Annotated in this window: 12 protein-coding genes; 7 read left to right on the top strand and 5 right to left on the bottom strand. The window is 69.5% G+C overall.

All coding sequences use genetic code 11. From position 1 onward, the window contains the following. Positions 1-52 precede the first annotated feature (52 nt). From ACFWZ3_RS13375 to ACFWZ3_RS13365, 3 genes are all read right to left on the bottom strand, one after another. Entirely contained in the window at positions 53-1,816 is a 1,764-nt protein-coding gene (locus ACFWZ3_RS13375) for an autotransporter assembly complex protein TamA (RefSeq protein WP_439708210.1), read from the bottom strand. Between the two features lie 114 nt (positions 1,817-1,930). Beyond that, the gene (locus ACFWZ3_RS13370) at positions 1,931-4,531 is read right to left on the bottom strand and encodes a glycosyltransferase family 2 protein (RefSeq protein WP_439708209.1); all 2,601 of its coding nucleotides are present in this window, start codon (positions 4,529-4,531) and stop codon (positions 1,931-1,933) included. A 233-nt stretch (positions 4,532-4,764) separates the two neighbouring features. Continuing rightward, positions 4,765-5,229 (bottom strand): Dps family protein, encoded by a 465-nt coding sequence (locus ACFWZ3_RS13365; RefSeq protein ID WP_439708208.1) that lies wholly within the window; start codon positions 5,227-5,229, stop codon positions 4,765-4,767. 113 nt (positions 5,230-5,342) lie between these two features. Here ACFWZ3_RS13365 and hrpA point away from each other — a divergent pair, with 113 nt between their 5' ends. The 6 genes from hrpA (at position 5,343) to ACFWZ3_RS13335 (ending at position 17,852) form a co-directional block, all read left to right on the top strand. Continuing rightward, positions 5,343-9,455, top strand: coding sequence for an ATP-dependent RNA helicase HrpA (gene hrpA / locus ACFWZ3_RS13360; protein WP_439708207.1), 4,113 nt, complete (start codon positions 5,343-5,345; stop codon positions 9,453-9,455). 255 nt (positions 9,456-9,710) lie between these two features. Further along, the gene (locus ACFWZ3_RS13355; protein WP_439708206.1) at positions 9,711-11,825 is read left to right on the top strand and encodes a RelA/SpoT family protein; all 2,115 of its coding nucleotides are present in this window, start codon (positions 9,711-9,713) and stop codon (positions 11,823-11,825) included. Positions 11,826-11,900: 75 nt separating this feature from the next. Then, complete coding sequence (locus ACFWZ3_RS13350) at positions 11,901-13,655, top strand: hypothetical protein (RefSeq protein WP_439708205.1); 1,755 nt, start codon at positions 11,901-11,903, stop codon at positions 13,653-13,655. An 11-nt stretch (positions 13,656-13,666) separates the two neighbouring features. Further along, positions 13,667-14,494 carry an NAD-dependent epimerase/dehydratase family protein gene (locus ACFWZ3_RS13345; RefSeq protein ID WP_439708204.1) on the top strand — a complete coding sequence of 276 codons (828 nt, stop codon included), beginning with the start codon at positions 13,667-13,669 and terminating at the stop codon, positions 14,492-14,494. Between the two features lie 523 nt (positions 14,495-15,017). Beyond that, positions 15,018-17,321: a penicillin-binding protein 1B gene (mrcB, locus tag ACFWZ3_RS13340; RefSeq protein WP_439708233.1), complete on the top strand. Its 2,304-nt coding sequence runs from the start codon at positions 15,018-15,020 to the stop codon at positions 17,319-17,321. Positions 17,322-17,330: 9 nt separating this feature from the next. Then, positions 17,331-17,852 (top strand): tetratricopeptide repeat protein, encoded by a 522-nt coding sequence (locus ACFWZ3_RS13335; RefSeq protein ID WP_439708203.1) that lies wholly within the window; start codon positions 17,331-17,333, stop codon positions 17,850-17,852. Between the two features lie 68 nt (positions 17,853-17,920). Here the strand turns inward: ACFWZ3_RS13335 and ACFWZ3_RS13330 are convergent, their stop codons facing one another. Together ACFWZ3_RS13330 and ACFWZ3_RS13325 are read right to left on the bottom strand one after the other, a co-directional pair. Further along, positions 17,921-18,487: a DUF4166 domain-containing protein gene (locus ACFWZ3_RS13330; protein WP_439708202.1), complete on the bottom strand. Its 567-nt coding sequence runs from the start codon at positions 18,485-18,487 to the stop codon at positions 17,921-17,923. Then, positions 18,484-18,876: an MAPEG family protein gene (locus tag ACFWZ3_RS13325; RefSeq protein WP_439708201.1), complete on the bottom strand. Its 393-nt coding sequence runs from the start codon at positions 18,874-18,876 to the stop codon at positions 18,484-18,486. The genes ACFWZ3_RS13330 and ACFWZ3_RS13325 overlap by 4 nt, the downstream gene beginning before the upstream one ends. A 92-nt stretch (positions 18,877-18,968) precedes the next feature. Between ACFWZ3_RS13325 and ACFWZ3_RS13320 the strand changes: the two genes are divergently transcribed. Beyond that, entirely contained in the window at positions 18,969-20,894 is a 1,926-nt protein-coding gene (locus ACFWZ3_RS13320; RefSeq protein ID WP_439708200.1) for an ATP-dependent DNA helicase, read from the top strand. The last annotated feature ends 34 nt before the right edge of the window (positions 20,895-20,928 follow it).

Raw genomic sequence — 20,928 nt, 5'->3', positions numbered from 1 at the left:
CGTGCGGGGGAAGGATCGATGGCGCGCAAGGCGTGGGGGTGGTGCGTGTGCATCACAGATCCGGCCCTATCACCACGTGCAACTGGATCCCGTGCGCATGGTCGTCATGGATCGGCGTACCCACGTCCACGCGGATCATGCCCACCGGCGAAAGCCAGCGCACGCCCAGGCCGGCACCGATGCGCGGACGGTAGTCCGTGCCGTTGAATGCATTGCCCGCATCGACGAACGCGGCCATGCCCCAGTTGCGCGTGAAGTAATGCTCCACCTCCGTACTGGCCACCAGCAGGTTGCGACCGCCGATCACCCGATCGAAGCTGTTGCGTGGACCGATCGCCTGATAGCCATAACCGCGCACCGAGCGGTCGCCGCCGGCGAAGAAGCGCAACTGCGGCGGCAGTGCGCTGAAATCGCCGGTAGAGGTGATGCCCGCGCTGGCCCGCAGGATCAGTCGGTCGCGCCGGGTGAACGCATTGATCCACTTGGCGTCGGCCGCGAGCTGGCTGAAGCGGGTGTCCGACAGCAGCGAGCCGGCGGTGCTGCGTGCGTACACGCTGAGCGACCAGCCGTGCCGCACGAAGGTCGGGTTGTCGCCGTGCTTCTTCGACAGCGAGGCCTCGGCGAACACCAGCTTGCTCCGGCCGCGTTCGATGCCGGGCGCATCGTCCGCCTCGTTGCCGCGCTTGCCGACGGTGAAGGTGCCGATCAGGGCATGGGCGCCCACGGTGCGCGTCCAGCCATGCCACAGGTCGGTGTGGTTGCCGACCAGCTCCAACGTGCGCGATTGCGACGTGGCGGTGTCGGCGTCGCGGAAGTTGACGCCGAAGTTGAGGCTGCGCTGGTCGCCACCGGGCAACGGGATCATGTACAGCGAGGACAGCGTCTTCAGTCGCTGCGCGGCCACCAGCTCGTTCTTCCACTTGTGGCCACGGCTGTTGACCCAGCGCCGCTCCAGCCCGAGGCGGATGCCGGCGCCGGTGTCGGTACCGAAAAATGGGCCGCCGGTGTACACGCTGCGCTTGGCCGGTTGCAGCTCGACATCGACATCCACGGTGCGGCTGGCGTCGTCCACGTCCGGGCGCACGTTGACCACGGAGAAATAGTCCGCACCGTTGAGTGCCTGCTGCAGGCGCAGCAGGTCGGCCTGGTCGAAATAGTCGCCGCGGTCGAACGGCACGAAGCGATCGAGGAAGCCCGGCTCGAACTGCGAATCCTGGAAGGCCACCTTGCCGAAGCGGTAGCGCGGACCGGCCTGCCAGGCCAGGTCGACCACCGCACTGTGATCGGCCCGTGTCACGCGCACCTGGTGCGTAAGCAGCTTCGCGCCGAGAAAACCGTTGGCGGTCAGCGCGCCACTGACGTCGTCGCGTGCTTTGTCATAGGCCCCATGGTCGAGCACGTCACCCTTGAGCCGCGCCACCGCACGCTCGGCCCGACGGATCGCGGGAATCGTCAGGGCCGCCTCGTCGAGCTTCACGTGCACTTCGGTGATGCGCACCGGTTCGCCCGGCTTCACCGTCAGCGTGACCTGCCAGTCGTCCGCGCCGGCACGCGTCAACGAACCTTGCACGCTGGCTTCGTAGTAGCCGTAGGGCTCCAGCGCCTCGCGCACCTCGTCGGGGGCGTCCTCGTACAGGCGCCGGATCTGCGCCTCGCTGACCGGCCGGTTGGCGTACTGCGACAGCGTCAGCCCCGCCTGCACGGCGGACTTGAGCGGGTCGTCCACGCCCTTGACGGTCAGCCGCACGCCCGCGTGCGCCACCAGCGGCAGCAGCAGGAGCAGGAGCAGGGCGATGAGGCGTCGGAGGCGGCGCATGTGGTCGGGGACGTCCCTGTGCGGAGGCCTGCGGGGCGCTCCAGCTTAACCACGGCGATGTTGCCGTGGGATAAACATCCAGAGCCTCCGCGAAACGCAACGCCGTGGGCGGAATCAGCCCACCTTGTCGCCCGCCTTGTGCGCGATCCACGCGCCCACCACCGCCGAGAAATACGGGATCGACTGCGCCGCCAGGATGAACATCCACAACGTGCCTTCGATATAGCGCGTGCCGAAGGACACCCCCATGCCGATGATGCACATCACCAGTGCGCAGGCCATCAGCAGTTCCTCGCGCACCGGTGCGAAGGCGGCGAAGCCCGACTCGCCCAGGCGGCGGCTCTTGGCGGTCACCACGAACGCGGTCTTCTCGCGGGTCAGGCCATGCAGGATGCCGCGCGCGATCGCATGCGACAGGCCCATGCTGGCGACCGAGGCCATCAGCGTGTCGTACCAGCCACAGGGCACGCGCGCCCGGTAGAGCACGATGCCGAAGATCGCCTTGGCGAAGAAGAACCCGATCACCGGGATCAGGAACAGCTGCATCGGCAGGCTGAACAGCTGCGGGTAGGCGACCATGCCGGCGGTCCAGTAGATCGCCATCAGGGTAAAGATCAGATGCAGCGCATCGGCAAACCAGCTGAACCAGCCGGTGAGGAAGTGGAAGCGCTGGCCCATCGAGAGCGGGCCGCGCTTGGTCATCCAGTCCCAGCGGCCCTTGAGAATCTGCATGGCGCCGAACGCCCAGCGGTAGCGCTGGCTCTTGTACGCCTTGAAGTCGGCGGGGGTAAGGCCCTTGCCCATCAGCTCGTCGACGTAGACCAGCTCGTAGCCGGCGTGCATCAGACGCAGGCCGAGCTCGGCGTCCTCGCAGATGGTCCATTCCGACCAGCCGCCGGTGCCTTCCAGCGCGCTGCGGCGGACCATGGTCATAGTGCCGTGCTGGATGATCGCGTTGCGCTCGTTGCGGTGGTGCATGCCGATGCGGAAGAAGCCGTCGAACTCCCACGCGGTCATGCGACGGAAACGGTTGTGCTCGAAGTCGCGGTGGGCCTGCGGGCACTGCACCACCGCCACCTTCGGGTCGTGGAAATAGCCGGTGAGGGTGGACAGCCAGTCCTCGCGCACGACGTAGTCGGCGTCGATCACCGCCACCACGTCGGCGCGCGGATCGGTTTCCTTCAGGCCAAAGTTGAGCGCGCCGGCCTTGAAGCCCGGCCACGGTTCCAGGTGGAAGAAGCGGAAGCGCTTGCCCAGGCCTTCGCAGTAGGCCTGTACCGGCTTCCACACGTCCGGGTTCTTGGTGTTGTTGTCGATCACCAGGACTTCGAAGTTGTCGTAGTCCAGCGCGGCCAGCGAATCGAGCGTGGCGATCACCATCTCCGGCGGCTCGTTGTAGCAGGCCAGGTGGATGGAGACGAACGGCTGCTTTTCCGGCCGGTCGGGCTTGAGCATCGCGGCGTGGCGCTGCCAGCGGCGTCGCCACAGCACTTCGGTGAACTCGAAGCCGTTGATCAGCAGGATCGCCAGGATCGCCACCTGCGCCGGGAACAACAGGACCAGCATGGTCCAGTCGATCCAGCTCAGGTAGAAGTTGAAGGGCAGGGTGGCCGACCAGACGATCAGGCCGCAGGCGAGCTGGATCAGCAGGCAGAAGAACAGCCGTCCCACCAGCTTGAAGCGCTTGAACTTGCGCGCGAACCAGATCATCGGGATCAGCGCGAGCAGGCTGGCGGCCAGCGCCTTCCAGGGCCAGGCGGTGTCCTCGGTGACCGGGCCGGTGAACGGGAACTTCAGCTGCCGGTCGGCATTGAATGTGCCCCAGTAGGCGCCGGTGCGGCCTTCGCCCAGGTTCTCCTTCCACGGCTGGTCGAACGCTTCCAGCAGGTAGTAGTCGATGTTTCGCGCCTTGGCCGCATTGAGCCAGTCGCGGATGAAGATCGCCTCGTTGGAAACCGACGGGTCGGCGTACTCGTGGCGGTCGCCGTTCGATGGCCAGCCGATCTCGCCCACCACCACCGGCTTGTCCGGGTAGTGCTGGACGATGTTGTCGTAGGCGCCCAGCGCCGCGTCGACCGCGTCCTTGCGCGCCACGCCGTTCCAGAACGGGAACAGGTGGATGGTGACGAAGTCGACGTGATCGGCCAGCTCCGGGTACTTCAGCCAGATGTAGTCCGGCTCGGCGATCGATACCGGCTGGCGGATCGCCGCGCGGGCGCGGTCGAGGTACTCCTCCATCTGTTCCACGGTCAGGTCGCCGCGGAACAGCACCTCGTTGCCCACGATCACGCGGTGGATGGTTTCCGGGTAGCGCCGCGCCAGGGCGATCAGCGCATCGAGTTCCTTCTCGTTGTTGATCAGGCGCGTATCGATGTTGGCGCCGGCCATCACCTTCAGGCCTTCCTTCTCGGCCAGGCGGTAGACCTGCGGGTTCTCCAGCGTCGAATAGGTGCGGATGCGCGGGGTGTAGCGGCGCAGCAGCTTCAGGTCCGCGTCGATTTCCTCGTCGGAAGGAAAGTCCTGCTTGAGCGGGTTCTGGTAGCGCTGGAACACCGACACCGAGTAGCCGCTGATCGGCCCGTGGAAATCCTCCGGGCCGTGCGGGCGGTTGCTCCACCACCACAGGGCGATATTGAGCGCGGCCACGATCAGCGCGAGCGCGATGGCCGCAAGCAGCGGATACCGGCTGTCGTGGGTGGGTGCTGTGGCGCTCAAAACGTTCCCCGTCGGACGCCTCCATGTGAGGCCAAGTTAGCCCGCGGAGCTTAACGATCCGGGGGAGATGGCTCAATAAAGGTCGGTCGGGGTGGTCAGCGCGAGGTCAGGCCATCGGGTGGGCCTTGCGCGCCAGACCCTTCAGGGACCGTAGGGTGGGCCCCAGCCCACCGGGCAAGGTCCCTGCCACAGGGCGGGTGGGCTGAAGCCCACCCTACGCCCCGGGATTCGGATCACTTCAGCAGCGAGCGCAGCATCCAGGCGGTCTTCTCGTGCTCTTTCAGGCGCCCGGTGAGCATGTCGGCGGTGCCTTCGTCGCCGCCGTCCTGGGCGACCTTGATGGCGCCACGCGCCGTATGGGCGGCGATCTCGTGGCCCTCGACCAGCTGGCCGACCATGTCCTTCCAGTCCGGTACGCCGGCTTCCTCCTTGATCGAGGTGAGCTTGCCGAACTGGCTGTACGAGCCGGGGGCAAACACGTCCAGCGTGCGGATGCGCTCGGCGATTTCGTCGGCGGCCAGCCACAGTTCGTTGTACTGGGTCTCGAACATGGCATGCAGGCTGTTGAACTGCGGGCCGGTGACGTTCCAGTGGAAGCTGTGGGTCTTCAGGTACAGCGAATAGGTGTCGGCGAGCAGCTTGGAGAGCTGTTCGGCGATGGTCTGGCGGTCCTGCTGTGCGATGCCGATGTTGGTCATGGGGAATCCCTCCTCGTGCGTGGGTACGGCATCCACAGTACCGGGTGGTGCCGGTGGCGTGAAATGAATCGTTCCGATGGGGCCCATAGCCTGCGGCTATCATGTGCGGTCCCATGAACGACACCCCGCCCGCCACGTCCCCCGAAGCCCGACTGCGCACGCTGCGCGAGGCGCTTGCGACGGTTTCCAGCCGCGACTTCGGTCGCCTGCTCGGGCGCTGGCGCGGGCTCTCGCGCCAGCCGGACGCGCGCAAGCTCGAGGCGTTGTCGGCCGACATCGCCGCCTCGGCCGCTAAGCGGCAGGCGCGCGCCGCGGCCAAGCCGGCGATCCGGCTGGACGAATCGCTGCCGATCAGCGCCCGCGCGGACGAGATCGTCGAGCTGATCCGCAAGCACCAGGTGGTGGTGATCGCCGGCGAGACCGGCTCGGGCAAGACCACCCAGTTGCCCAAGCTGTGCCTTGCCGCCGGACGCGGCGAGGCGGGCATGATCGGCTGCACCCAGCCGCGTCGCCTGGCCGCGCGGTCGGTCGCGCGGCGCGTGGCGGAGGAGCTGGGCACGGCGCTGGGCGAGCAGGTCGGCTTCCAGGTGCGCTTCACCGACCAGGTCTCCGAGCGCACGCTGGTCAAGTTCATGACCGACGGCATCCTGCTGGCCGAGACCCAGGGTGATCCGTGGTTGTCGAGCTACGACACGGTGATCATCGACGAGGCGCACGAGCGCAGCCTCAACATCGACTTCCTGCTCGGTTACCTCAAGCGGCTCGCCGCGAAGCGGCCGGAGCTGAAGATCATCGTTACCTCGGCGACAATCGACACGGCGCGTTTCGCCGAACACTTCAACGATGCGCCGGTGGTCTCGGTCGAAGGGCGCGCCTATCCGGTCGAGGTTCGCTGGCGTCCGGCGGACGCCGTCGGGACGCACTCCGCGCGCGACCGCGGCCCGCACGCCCGCGACACGTCCGACCGCGTCCAGCAGGGCAGTGCCGAACATCTCGGCCTGGTCCTCGACGAGATCATGGCCGATCGCAGCCTGGGCGGCGGCCCGGGTGACGTGCTGGTGTTCCTCCCCGGCGAGCGGGAGATCCGCGATGCGCACCTGCTGCTCTCGCGCCGCCAGTATCGCGAGACCGAGGTGCTGCCGCTGTACGCGCGGCTGTCGGCCGCGGACCAGGATCGCGTGTTCAAGCCCGGCCCGAAGCGGCGCATCGTGCTGGCCACCAACGTGGCCGAGACCTCGCTGACCGTGCCGCGCATCCGCTACGTGGTCGACAACGGCAGCGCGCGGGTGATGCGCTACAGCCAGCGCAGCCAGCTCGAACGCCTGCATGTGGAGCCCGTGTCGCAGGCCGCCGCGGACCAGCGCAAGGGCCGCTGCGGACGTATTGGCCCGGGCATCTGCTATCGGCTCTACGGCGAGGCGGATTTCGAAAGCCGGCCGCGTTACACCGATCCGGAACTGTTGCGCTCCTCGCTCGCCAACGTGATCCTGCGCATGCTCTCGCTGAAGCTGGGCGAGGTGGAGGACTTCCCGTTCCTCGAAGCGCCCGATCCGCGCATGGTCGCCGATGGTTACCGCCGGCTGGCGGAAATCTCCGCCATCGACGAGCGCCGCCACCTGACCGCGATCGGCCGCCAGCTGGCGCGGCTGCCGATCGACGTCCAGCTGGCGCGGATGCTGGTCGAGGCGCACGAACGCCATGCCCTGCGCGAGCTGCTGGTGGTGGTGGCGTTCCTGTCCATCCAGGACCCGCGCGAACGGCCGGCCGATGCGCGGCAGCAGGCCGATGCCGCGCATGCGGCGTTTGCCGATCCGAAGTCCGATTTCGTCGGCGTGCTCAATCTCTGGCGCGAGTACACCAAGGCGCACGAGGAACTCACGCAATCGAAGCTGCGCGACTGGTGTGGGCGGCATTTCCTGTCGTTCCTGCGCATGCGCGAGTGGCGCGAACTGCATCGGCAGTTGTTGCTGGTGGTGGCCGAGTTGGGCTGGAAGCTCGACGGATCTGCTCCCTCTCCCCCCCGGGGAGAGGGCCGGGGTGAGGGGACACCCTCGCGGAAGGTTTCGGGAGAGCGGGAGGAAGCACGTGCTTCGCGCAGCGAAGCGCAGGGCTTCCGTCGCTCAAGGAAAGCTCCGGGCGAGCCCCGGCCCCTCACCCCAGCCCTCTCCCCGGAGGGGAGAGGGAGCGAGGCTGAAGCGAGTCCCGAGCAATACGAAGCCATTCACCGTTCGCTGCTCGTCGGCCTGCCGACCCAGGTCGGCCACAGGGACGAAAAGGGCGTCTACCGCTCCACCCGCGAGCGCCGCTTCCAGGTGTTCCCCGGCTCGGCGCTGGCCAAGGCGCCGCCGGCATGGATTTTCGCCGCGCAGATCCTGGACGTCGGCGGCCGCGTGTGGGGCATGAGCTGCGCCCGCGTCGAGCCGGCCTGGATCGAGCAGCAGGCCGCGCACCTGGTCAAGGCCAGCTGCCGCGATGCGCACTGGTCGCGCAAGCGCGGCACGGTGGTCGCGTACGAGCAGGTCAGCCTGTTCGGGTTGACCCTCGTCGAGCGCCGCGCGGTCACCTTCCAGAAGCAGGACCCGGCGCTCGCCCACGCGATCTTCCTGCGCGAGGCGCTGGCGCGCGGCGACCTCGATGCGCGCGCCGATTTCGTGCGCGCCAACCAGCGCGTGCTGGCGCAGGCGCACGAGATCGAAGCCAAGCAACGGCGCGAAGGCCTGCTGCGCAGCGAGGAAGAGCTGGCGTGGTTCTTCGAGGGCAAGCTGCCCGAGGACATCGCCAGCACGCGCGCGCTCGACGCCTGGTACAGCCGGGCGCGTCCCGCCGAGCAGGCCGCATTGCGCTGGTCACTGGACGAGGTGATGGCCGGCGGCAGGGGGCTGGATCCGAAGGCCTTTCCCGCCACGCTCGACCTCGCGCCGCAGCGATACAAGCTCGAATACCGCTTCGTCCCCGGCGACGAGGCCGACGGCGTCACGCTCCAACTGCCGCTGGCGATGCTCAACGCGCTGCCCGCCGCCCGCTGCGAGTGGCTGGTGCCGGGCCTGCTCGCGGACAAGGTGGCCGAGCTGATCCGCGGCTTGCCCAAGGCGCTGCGGCGCAACTTCGTGCCCGCGCCGGACTTCGCGCGCGCCTTTGTCGAAGCCGAAGCGCCGCGCGACCAGCCGCTGGTCGACGCCCTGGCCGCGTTCCTCAAGCGCGCCACCGGCGCCGACGCACCCGCCGCCGAATTCGCGACAGTGGAGCTTCCGCCGCATCTGAACATGCGCTTCCGCCTGCACGACGAGCGCGGCAAGACACTCGCCACCGGCCGCGACCTCGCCGACTTGCGCGCGCAATGGGAAACGCAGGCGCGCGAAGCCTTCTCTCGCAAGACCGACGTGGAACTGACCCGCGAGGACGTCACCCGCTGGGATTTCGAGGAGATCCCCGCGCAGGTGCGCTCGGAGGGCGGCCTCACTGCGTTCCCGGCGCTGGTCGACCTGGGCGAGGCGGTCGCGCTGCGCGTGTTCGAACGCCGCGACGAGGCACGTGCCGCGCACCTCAAAGGCGTCGAGCGGCTGCTGCGCAACGCGCTGGCGAGCGAGATGAAGCAGGCTCGCCGGCGCCTGCCGATCGCCAATCCGCTGTCGCTGAAATACGCCCCGCTGGGCAGCGTCGACTCGCTGCGCGAGGACCTGGTTGAGGGCGGCTTCGCCGACCTGCTGGCGACGCATGATCTGGACGCGCGCACGGCCGGCGATTTCGAGGCCCTGCGTACCGCGCTCGCGCGCGAAGTTTTCGCCGCGGCGGTCGAGCGGCTGAAGCTGGTCGAACCGGTCATTGAAGCGCAGGCCGAGCTCAAACCCTGGCTGGAACCGCCGCTGATCGGCTTCGCCCGCGCCAGCTACGACGACCTGCGCGAACAACTCGACGCGTTGCTCGCGCCGGGCTTCTCGCGCGAACTGCCCAATGCTCGCCTGGCTCATTACCCGCGTTACCTGAAGGCCATGCGCCTGCGTGCCGAACGCCTGCGCCAGGACCCGGCCAAGGACCAGCAACGCATGCTGCAGGTGCTGCCGTACTGGCGCGAGTACCTCAGGCACCAGGCCGGCGGCAGGGCGGACCTCGACGAGCTGCGTTGGTTGATCGAGGAATGGCGCGTGTCGCTGTTCGCGCAGGAACTGAAGACCGCCGAACCGGTCTCGGCGAAGCGCCTGGCGCGGGCGCTGGAAGCCTTGGGGTGATTGGGCTGGGGTGATCGAGTTGGGGTGATCGGTTCGCGAGCGGGGTGAAGAGCGCGCTCCGTGCTTCCCCCATCCGCCCTCCGGGCACCTTCCCCCGCAAGCGGGGGAAGGAACAATGGCCGCCCATCTCACCCTTTGCCGGAATCCTTCCCCCGCCACGCGGGGGAAGGTGCCCGAACGGCGGATGGGGAAGTCTTGCGGAAGACCTCCCCTCCGCGACCCCGGCGCAGGCCTTCTTCTAGAATGCCCCTTCCCATGTCCCAGCCCGCCCAACCCGCCTCGACCCGCCTGGCCCAATGGCAGGCACGCGCGTCCGCGTCGCCCCTGCTGACGGCCGCGCTGGAAGTCTGCACGCCCTCGAGCGGGGCCGAATGCGCCGACGTGCTCGACTTGCTGGCGATGCTCGGCTGCGACGCGCAGACCCAGGCCGCGGCGGTGTGGTTCGAGCTGGCGCAGCGCGATCTGCCGGCGTGGCAGTCCCATGCCCCCGCGCTGCCGTTGGAAGTGCAGCGCCTGGTCGAGGGACAGCTCGCCGCGGAGAAGGTCTGGGCCCTGCACGCGCAGCGCGAGGCCACCACCTATGAAGGCCTGCGCCGGCTGCTGCTGGCGATCATCCGCGACCTGCGCGTGGTGTTCGTGCTGCTGGCGCGCCAGCTGGCCAAGATGCGCGGCGCGATGACGCTGCCCGAAGCCGAGCGCGTGGCGCTGGCGAAGCTCACCCGCGACATCCACGCGCCGCTCGCCAACCGGCTGGGTATCTGGCAACTCAAGTGGGAACTGGAGGACCTCGCCTTCCGTTACCTGCAGCCGGACACCTACAAGCGCATCGCGCGCCTGCTGGACGAGCGCCGCGCCGACCGCGAGGCGTTCATCGCCCAGGTATTGGCCGAGCTCGGTGCGGCGCTGCAGGCGGCCGAGATCAAGGCCGATCTCGCCGGCCGTCCGAAGCACATCTATTCCATCTGGAAGAAGATGCATCGCAAGGGGCTGGATTTTTCCGACCTGTACGACATCCGCGCCGTGCGCATCCTGGTCGACAGCGTGGCCGACTGCTATGCCGCGCTGGGCGTGGTGCACGCGCAGTGGCAGCACCTGCCGCGCGAGTTCGACGACTACCTGGCCCGCCCCAAGGGCAACGGCTACCGCTCGCTGCACACCGCGGTGATCGGGCCGCAGGGCAAGACGCTGGAAGTGCAGATCCGCACCCACGCCATGCACCGCGACAACGAGCTGGGCGTCGCCGCGCACTGGCGCTACAAGGAAGGTGGCGGCGCCGATGCCGAGTTCGAGGCGAAGATCGCCTGGATGCGCAAGCTGCTCGAACCGCGCGCGGACGAGGAAGTCGCCGCGGAGCTGCGCACCGAGCTGTTGGAAGACCGCGTCTACCTGCTGACGCCCAAGGGCGAGGTGTTCGACCTGCCGCACGGTGCCACCGTGCTCGACTTCGCCTACTACGTGCACACCGAGGTCGGCCACCGCTGCCGCGGCGCCAAGGTGAACGGGCGCATCGTGCCGCTCACCCACCAGCCGCGCAGTGGCGATCGTGTCGAGATCGTCACTGCGAAGAATGCCGAGCCGAGCCGCGACTGGCTCTCGCCGCACCATGGCTATCTCAACACCAGCCGTGCGCGCGAGAAGGCCCGCTCGTGGTTCCGCCGCATCGCCTTCGACGCCAACCTCGCCGCCGGCCGCACGCTGCTCGAGCGCGAGCTGAAGCGCCTCGCGCTGCCCAATGCCGATCTCTCGAAGCTGCCGGCGCAGTTCCACCTGAAGACTCACGAGGAACTGCTGGTCGCGCTCGCGCTGGGCGAGGTCAGCGGCGGCCAGATCGCCCGCGTGCTGCAGGAGGCCGCCCACCCGGTCGAGCCCGCGCCGCCGCCGGCGCCGCCGGTCGCGCGCCATGCCACACCGGACCACGGCGCGCTGCGCATCGAAGGCGTGGGCAACCTGCTTACGGTGCTTGCGCGCTGCTGCCAGCCGCTGCCGGGCGATCCGGTGCGTGGCTTCATCACCAAGGGGCGCGGCGTGTCCGTGCATCGCGCCGATTGCGCCAGCCTGGCGCGGCTGGCCCGGCGTGATCCGGATCGAGTGATCGATGTCGAATGGGGACGTGCAACTGCTCAGTCCTACCAGGTCGACATCGAACTGCACGGCTTCGACCGCAAGGGCCTGCAGAAGGACGTGCTGAACCTGATCAGCAACGTCGGCACGCCGATCGTTGCCTCCTCGAGCCGGCTGGAAGGCCGCACCGGCGAGGTGGAGATGCGCTTCACCCTGCGCGTAAAAGATTTCGAGCAGCTGTCCTCGCTGCTCGGCAAGCTGGTGGCGCTGCCCAACGTGGTCGAAGCGCGGCGCGTCAGTGCAAGCTGAATGCACGGACTTCACCGTCGGGCGCGTGAAGTGGGCGATGCTAAGCTGAATGCGTTGCCAGGACAGCGATCGAGCATGAGCGGACGCAGAGACCAAAACGGCCGCGACGGGCGCGCCGAACCCACGCTGGGCGATCTGGGCGACCTGGATTCGCCGCGCCCGCGCGCGGACGATCCGGACGATCGCCTGCCGCCGATTTCCTTCCACACGCCGCGCAGCACGCCGCCGGCGCGTCACCGGCGCGTGCGCCTGCGCACCTGGCACGTCGTCGCGCTGGTGGTTGTGCTGATCCTGGGCGCCGGCGTGTGGGCGATGCGCGAATACCAGAACAGCCTGCGCGACATGGTGCCGCGCACGGAACTCAACGACGTCCTGAGCCGCGCCGACAAGGCGCTGCAGGACGGTCACCTGGACGGCACCGACGGCACCAGCGCGCGCGAGCTGTACCAGGGCGCGCGCGCGCTCGAACCGGATAACGACCGCGCCCGCGACGGCCTGCACCAGGTCGGCATGGCGGAGCTCTCGCGTGCCGACACCGCGTTCCGCGCCGGCCACCTGGACGAAGCGCAGCAAGACCTCACCGTCGCCCGCGAACTGCTCGGCGGCGGCAGCGACGTCGACCGGCTCGACCGCATGATCAAGCAGGCGCGCGGCGCCGCGCAGCCGGCCGACGACCTGGTCGAGCGCGCGCAGCAGGCGCTCAATGCCGGCAAGCTCACCGGCAAGGACGGCGCCGGCGCGCTGTACCAGCAGATGCTCGCCGCCGACCGCGACAACGCCGTTGCGCAGCACGGCCTGGACCAGGTGGGCGCAGGCCTGGCCGCACAGGCGCGCGCCGCGCTGGCCCATGGCGACGCGACGACCGCCGCCTCCACCATCGACCAACTGGCCGCGCTGCTGCCCAGCTACGGCGACCTCCCGGCGCTGCGCGCCGCGCTCGCGCAGGCACAGCATCAAGACGACGGCGCGCTGCTGGAGGCCATCTCGCAGGGCCAGCAGGCGCTGCGCGACGGCCGCATCGCGGGCGCGGGCGACGACACCGCGCTGGCGCACTTCCAGGCCGCGCTCAAGCTGGACCCCAACAACGTGCAGGCGCGCGCCGGCCTGGGCCAGGTCGCCCAGGCGCTGGTGGTGCAGGCCAACGCGGCGCTCGATGCCGACGACACCGAGCAGGCCTCGCGCCTGCTCGACCAGGCCGAGGCGCTGGCGCCCAAATCCGCCGACCTCGCCGCCGCGCGGGCGCGCCTGAACACCAAGGTCCCGCAAGCCAACCCGCCTGCATCCACGCAAGCCGCGGCCACACCACCGGCGCCGAGCGCCGCGGCACCCCCGCAGCCTGCGCCCGAAACCGCCGAGCCCCCGCCGCCCCCGCCGCCGGAGCTGACCGCCGACCAGATCGAGCAGGTTGCCGAACTGGTGCGCCGCGCCCGCACCGCGGCCACGCAAGGCCAGATCATGCTGCCGCCGGGCGAGAGTGCGTACGACCTCTACCGCAACGCACTGGCCATCGACGGCAACAACCAGGCTGCGCTGCAGGGGCTGGAGGACCTGCCCAACCTGGTGGTGCAGCTGTTCAACCAGTCCCTTGCCAGCGGTGACCTGGACAAGGCCGGCGAGATGCTCGGTGCACTGGGCGACCTGTCGCCTGGCGATTCCAATGAAAGCGTGCTGCGCGAGCGACTGGTCGATGCCTGGCTGGACCAGGCCGAGCAGCAGCTCGGCCGCGGCGATCGGGCCAACGCGGCGCAGTCGATCGAACAGGCGCGCCGCCTCGCGCCCTACCTGCCGCGCGTGAGCGAGCTCTCGCGCCGCCTGCAATCCGGCCGCTGACCGGAGCGCGCATGACCGTCGTGGTGTTCGGGGCCAGCGGCCAGATCGGCCATTTCCTTTTGCCGCGCCTGCGCGGGCGCGGCGAACAAGTGATCGCGGTGAGCCGCGAGCCGCATGCCGACAGCGAGGGCGTGCGCTGGATGCGCGGTGGCCTGCCCGATGCGGTGCCGGCGCTGCCGCCTGTTTCCGCCGTCGTCAGCTACGGTCCGCTGCAACCGTTCGCGCGCTGGCTCGCCGCGGCGGCGCCGGCCGGTGCGCCGCGCGTCGTCGCCACCAGTTCGATGAGCGCGCAAAGCAAAGTCGAGTCTGAGGTGCCGGCCGAGCGCGATATCGCGCGCCAGCTCAAGCAAGGCGAGGAGGCGCTGATCGCCGCCTGCGCGTCACTGGGCTGCGAGTGGACGGTGTTGCGACCCACGCTGATCTACGGGGCGGGGCGCGACAAGAGCCTGACACCGCTCGCCCATCGCGCCATCCGTACGCGGATCTTTCCGCGCCCCACCGGGGGTGGCCTGCGCCAGCCGGTGCATGGTGACGACATCGCGCTGGCCACGCTGGCGGCGATCGACCGTCCCGCCAACCGCGTACTGATGCTCGGCGGTGGTGAGCGGTTGCCGGTCGGCGAGATGTTCGCCCGCGTGCAGCGCAGCCTGCCGGTGGCGACCCTGCCGCTGCCCGTACCGGCGTGGCTGCTGCGCCAGGCGCGCCATGTGATCCCGGGCCTGCGCGGGCCGCTGGCGCGGCTGGCCTCGGATCTGGTCGCCGACAACACCGAGCTGGAATGCCTGCTCGGCGTGCACCCACGGCCGTTCCGGCCGGATGCCCGGTGCTGGCGGCGCTGAGGCTCCCTCGCAGAGGCGCCGCACAGAGCGCCTGAGCCTACCCGGCTGCGCGAGAGGGGTGCCGATGGGCGGATGGGGAGAGCCTTGTAAAAAGCCCAGTCATGCATCCGGCCCAAAAGCGCCCCCATCCGCCTGTCGGCACCTTCCCCCGCCTTCGCGGGGGAAGGCTCGGGAACGGGCGCTGCGACGTTGGTCCTTCCCTCGCCGTGCGGGGGGAAGGCTTGGGAACGGGGGCTGCGACTTTGGTCCTTTCCTCGCTGTGCGGGGGAAGGCTCGGGAACGGGCGCTGCGACTTTGGTCCTTCCCCCGCCGCGCGGGGGAAGATGCCCGAAGGGCGGATGGGGGAAGTCTTGCCGATAACTCCCCTCCCTGCGCGCAACCATCGCACGCCACCTCGCAGCCATAACCGCGCCATCGGCCTGCCACGTATCGCCCTTGACGTTCAGATGCGCGCGGGGTGGCACGCCCTATCATCGGAGCCCACCTTGGATCCTGGTTCCCGACCTTGGCACTGACTTCTCGCATGGGCGTGTTCGCGCGCCACAGCTGGCGCTGGCTGCGCATCCCGTTCTGGGTCGCGCTCGGCGTGGGGCTGGGCTTCGTGCTGCCGTACACGCTGATCCTCAACAAGCGCGTGCAGGACCGCTTCAACGACCTCGTATTCGCCGTGCCCACGCGCGTGTACGCGCGTCCGCTCACGCTGGCTCCCAGCGTGCCGATGTCGCCCTCCGCGCTGGAGCTGGAGCTGACCTTCGCCGGCTACAGCCACGATGGCGCGGGCAAGGTGCCTGGCACCTGGACGCGCAGCGGCAGCCGCTACGTCATCTCCTCACGCGGCTACGCCGGCCCGGATGGTGGTGAGCTGCCCAAGCGCATCCGCGTGACGCTCGGCCATGGCCAGGTCGAGTCGCTCGCCGAAGCGGCCAGCGGCGAGCCGATCAAGCTCGCCCATCTTGACCCGGCGCGCATCGCCACCGTCTACGGCGCGCAGCAGGAGGAGCGCCGCATCGTGCGCCTGGCCGACGTGCCGCCGCTGCTGGTCAGCGGCCTGCAGGCGGTCGAGGACCGCGACTTCAAGCACCACATCGGGCTGGACTTCAGCGCGATCCTGCGCGCCGCCTTCGCCAACCTGCGTGCCGGCCACACGGTGCAGGGCGGCTCCACGCTGACCCAGCAGCTGGTGCGCAACCTTTTCCTGGACCGCAGCCAGAACCTGGTGCGCAAGTTCAACGAGGCGCTGCTCTCGCTGCTGATCGAGGCGCATTACTCCAAGGACCGCATCCTGGAGGCCTATATCAACGAGGTGTTCCTCGGCCAGCAGGGCAACCAGGCGGTACACGGCTTCGCCGCGGGCGCGGAGTTCTACTTCGGTCGCCGGTTGGAGGACCTGCGACCGCAGGAGATCGCGCTGCTGGTCGGCATGGTCAAGGGCCCGAGCTACTACGACCCGCGCCGGTATCCCAAGCGCGCACTGTCGCGGCGCAACCTGGTGCTGAAGGAGTTCTTCGACACCGGCCTGCTTGATGCCGGCCAGGTCAACGCCGCGCAGGCGGCGCCGCTGGACATCGCCCCGAACGCACAACTGCCGCACAACCGCTTCCCGGCCTTCATGCAGCTGGTGCGCGCGCAGATCACCAACGATTTCGACGACGAGACGCTGCGCAAGGGCAACCTGTCGATCTTCACCACGCTCGATCCGGCCGCACAGCTCTACGCCGAACAGGCGATCACCACCGCCATCAAGAACATGGGCAAGCGCGGCGACAAGGTGCAGGCGGCCGGCGTGGTCACCGACACCGACACCGGCAGCGTGCTGGCGGTGGTCGGCAGCAAGACGCCGGGGGATCCGGGCTTCAACCGCGCGCTGGACGCGCGCCGGCCGATCGGTTCGCTGGTCAAGCCGTTCGTCTACCTGGTCGCGCTGACCGACCCGGCGCAATGGAACCTGGGCACGCCGCTGGACGATTCGCCGATCATGCTGCGCCAGCCCAACGGCAAGACCTGGATGCCGCAAAACGACGACAATCAGTCGCACGGCTTCGTGCCGATGGTCGACGCGCTGGCGCACTCGTGGAACCTGGCGACCATCCATCTGGGCCTCGCCGTCGGCGTGCAGCGGGTCAAGGCGTTCCTGGAGTCGTTCGGCTTCACCGACATCAATCCCAGCCCGTCGATGCTGATTGGTGCGGTGGACATGTCGCCGCTCCAGGTCGCCCAGCTTTACGAATACCTGGCCGCCGACGGCCATGCGCTGCCGCTGCTGGCGGTACGCGGCGTGGTCGATGGCAGCGGTCATACCGTCAAGCGCTACGAGGTCGAGGGCGGCAAGGGCGAGTACCAGGAAGCGGTGCGGTTGGTCACCTGGGCGATGCAGCAGGTGGCCGAGTACGGCACCGCGCACAGCCTGGGCGATTCCTCGCTGGCCTGGCTCAACGCCGCCGGCAAGACCGGCACCAGCAACGACATGCGCGACAGCTGGTTCGCCGGCTTTACCGCCGACCGCCTGGCGGTGTTCTGGATGGGCCGCGACGATAACAAGCCGACCGGCCTGTTCGGCGCGACCGGTGGCTTGCGCGCCTGGCAGGACTTGTTCCGCCACCTGCCGACGCGTCCGCTTTCGGCGCAGCCAGGCGAGGGCCTGGAAATGGCCTGGATCAATCCCGCCAACGGCAAGCCGACGCAGCCCGAATGCGAAGGGGCGCGCCAGTTCCCGGTCGTCGCAGGCTCGTTGCCGGCCGACACCGAAGGCTGCTTCTGGCAGCGCATCGGCGACTTCTTCGGCAGCGACGGCAGCACGCCGGCGCCGGCCGCTTCCACGCTTCAATAGAGACCTTCGATGTTCCTCGTTTCAAGTTTTCGCCTGGGTTCCGCCGCCTTCGCCACCCTGCTGCTTGCCGGTTGCTTCAGCGTTCCGCCCCAGCAAGAAAAGCCGGTCGTCCCCGCCCATGACATGATCGCGGCGATCCGCGCCGCCGGCGCGCGCGAGCAGTCGGTCATCGACGTGGCGCCACTGCGCGACCCGGGCGTCACGGCCTGGCAGGATGCCGCCCAGGCGGACGAACGCGCCGGCCATTACGCCGACGCGGCGGCCAAGCTCGACCAGGCGCTCAAGCTCAATCCGGACTCGCCCGACCTGCTGCAGGACCGCGCCGAAGTCGCCATCCGCCTGCACGATTACGCCACCGCCGAGCGGCTCGCGCGTCGTTCCTGGTCGTTGGGCCCGCAATTGGGACCGCTATGCGCGCGTAACTGGCAGACGATCGTGGAGATGCGCCTGCAGGCCGGTGACCAGGCCGGCGTGGCGGCGGCCCGCAAGGGCGTGCAGGACTGTCACAAGGAAGGCGTGCCCCGATACTGACGGCGTCGTGGCGCAGGGCTCGGCGCGTACGGCGGCGCAGATCTGGCGCCCATCGCGAGCTGCCGACGTCAGGCCAGGTCCAGCAGGCCGCCATACGCCAGCACGTCCCCGAACAGCGGCAGCGCGAAGCTCACGCCGAACCGGTAGCGTCCGTCCTCGATCCGCTTGTAGGCCTGGCTGCGTGGCACCAACCAACGAGGCAAGCGCAGCCCGCCGCGTCGCGCGCCTACGCAGCGCCAATACCAGCCGCCGTCGATCACATCCACCTGGAGCAGCAGGGCGATCACCGCGGTGTCCTCGATCCAGCCGCCCTCGGGCCAGCGTCCGTAGGGCCTGAAGACCGATGCGAACACCCGTCCATCGTCGAATCGGCGCGTCCAGTGCAGTGCGCCGTCGTGATGGGCGATGGCTACTTCGAGCGCGTGTTCGCCCCCGTCGCCCGGGATGCCCAATTTGCGCGCCAGGCGCCGCCCGACCATGCCCGCCGGCCCGCGCCCGAAGCGAATCGCCACTGGCCCGCGCAGGCGCCCGCCCCGCCGGTGCAATGCCTGCAGCAGCGGGTGCAGGCGTCCGAACGCCGGGCCAAACCACTGGCTGACGACCGTTTCGTCGGTGGCTGGCGTGGCGACGTTCATGCGCACACAGCCACCAGCAGCACCACGATGCCGACGATGCTCACCGCCCACACCAGCGTGCGCAGATAGGGAATCCCCGCGGCATACACCGGCACGTAGACCAGCCGCGCCCAGAAATACAGCTGCGCGCCAAGCGCCGTGGTCGCATCCTGCCTGCCCATCGCGATCACCGCGAGCACCAGCGCGGCGAAGAACGCGAACGTCTCCAGGAAATTCCCGCGCGCCCGGTCCAGCCGTCCCGCCACGCCGGTGAGCGGCGCGCCCGGTTTGTCGCGCGCACTGGCCGCCCAGGCCGGGCTGCGCTGGGCCATCGAGCCCATCGCCGCGAGCGCGATCTGCACCAGGCCGAGGATCACGCTCCATACCAGCATCTTCAGTTCGACGCCCATCAAACCGCTCCCGGGTTGAAATGCCGCCATCGTGCGCCGGCGAAAGGGCGCTCGCCAGTGCGTCCGCATGGCGGCTCGGCGATACTTGCGCGATGACCGATCCCGACGACATCGGCGCGCTGCTCGGCGCCGACGGCCCGTTTGCCCGCGAGCTGCCCAACTTCGCCCCGCGCCTGGCACAGCAGGCAATGGCGCGTTCGGTCGCCGACGCCATCGCAAACCGCGACACGCTCATCGCCGAGGCCGGCACCGGCACCGGCAAGACCTACGCCTACCTGGTGCCCGCGCTGCTCTCGGGCGAGCGCGTGATCGTCTCCACCGGCACCAAGGCGCTGCAGGACCAGCTCTATTTCCGCGACCTGCCCAAGGTACGCGCGGTGCTCGGCACGCGCGGCAAGGCGGCGTTGCTCAAGGGCCGCGCGAACTACCTGTGCCTGTACCGGCTCGACCAGACGGTACGCGAGGGCAGCACCTTCGAGCGCACGGAAGCCTCACAGCTGGCGGCGATCCGCGCCTGGTCGGCGCGCACCCGCGCGGGCGACCGCATGGAACTGGCCGAGGTGCCGGAGGAATCGCCGCTGTGGCCGCGGGTGACCTCCACGCCCGAGAACTGCCTCGGCGTCGAGTGCCCGTTCTTCGACGACTGCCATGTGGTGAAGGCGCGCCGCGAAGCATTGGAGGCGGACCTGGTGGTGGTCAACCACCACCTGCTGTTCGCCGACCTGGCGCTCAAGCAGGAAGGCTTCGGCGAGATCCTGCCCGGCGCCAGCGCCTTCATCCTGGACGAGGCGCACCAGGTGCCGGAGCTCGCCGGCCAGTTCTTCTCGCAGAGCGTGAGCGCGCGCCAGCTCGCCGACCTGGCCGCCGACGCCCTGCGCGAATGCACCGGCGTCACCGGCGCGATCGGCCTGCTGCTGGAACCGGCCGAAGCCCTGCAGGGCTCGCTGCGCCGCCTGCGCCTGGCGATGGACGCGCTGCCCACGCGCGGCCCGTTCCAGCAACTGGATGCGCTGGCCACCGTGCACGAAGGCCTGCAGGATCTGGGCGAACTGCTCGCCGCCTTTACCGACCTGCTCGCCTCGCAGGCGGAACGCTCGCGCGGCCTGGCCAACGTGCACGAGCGCGCCGCCGCGCTGACGGAGCGACTCGACCGCATCGTCGAAGGCGGCGGCGCCGAGGACGTGCGCTGGTACGAACTGTTCCCGCGCGGCTTTGCCCTGCACGCCACGCCGCTGGATCTGGCCGCGCCGTTGCGCGCCATGCGCGCGCGCACCGGCGCGGCATGGATCCACACCTCCGCGACGCTCTCGGTCGCCGGCAGCTTCGACCACTTCGCGCGCCAGCTCGGCCTGGACGACCCCCAGGCACTGCACCTGGACAGCCCGTTCGACTACGCCAGCCAGGCGCTGTGCTATCTCCCCGCGGGCCTGCCCGATCCCAACGCACGCGACCACACCGAACGGGTGATCGACGCCGCGCTGCCCGTGCTCGAGGCCTCGCACGGCCGCGCCTTCCTGCTGTTCACCTCGCACCGTGCCCTGCGCCGCGCCGCCGAACTGCTCGCCGACCGCGTGCCGTGGCCGCTGTTCGTGCAGGGCAGCGCGCCGCGTCACCAGTTGCTGGAGGACTTCCGCGCCAGCGGCCACGGCGTGCTGCTGGGCGCGGCCAGTTTCTGGGAAGGCGTCGACGTCGCCGGCGAAGCGTTGAGCGTGGTAGTGATCGACAAGCTGCCCTTCGCCGCGCCCGACGATCCGGTGCTGCAGGCACGCCTGGACGCGCTGGAGCAATCGGGCATCAACCCGTTCATGGGCTGGCAGGTGCCCGCCGCCGCAATTGCCCTGAAGCAGGGCGCCGGCCGCCTGATCCGCGACGTGCACGACCGCGGCGTGCTGATGCTGTGCGACCCGCGCCTGACCACCAAAGGCTACGGCCGCCTGTTCCTCGCCAGCCTGCCGCCGATGCCGCGCACGCGCGAGCTGGCGCACGTGCAGGCGTTCTTCCGCGACGCGACCGGCTAACTGTGACGTCGCCCCCCAGTAGGAGCGCGCAGCG

It is taken from the genome of Frateuria sp. GZRR35, from assembly GCF_051900415.1.
Taxonomy (GTDB): Bacteria; Pseudomonadota; Gammaproteobacteria; order Xanthomonadales; family Rhodanobacteraceae; genus Frateuria_A.
This window is presented reverse-complemented; position numbering and strand designations above follow the sequence as displayed.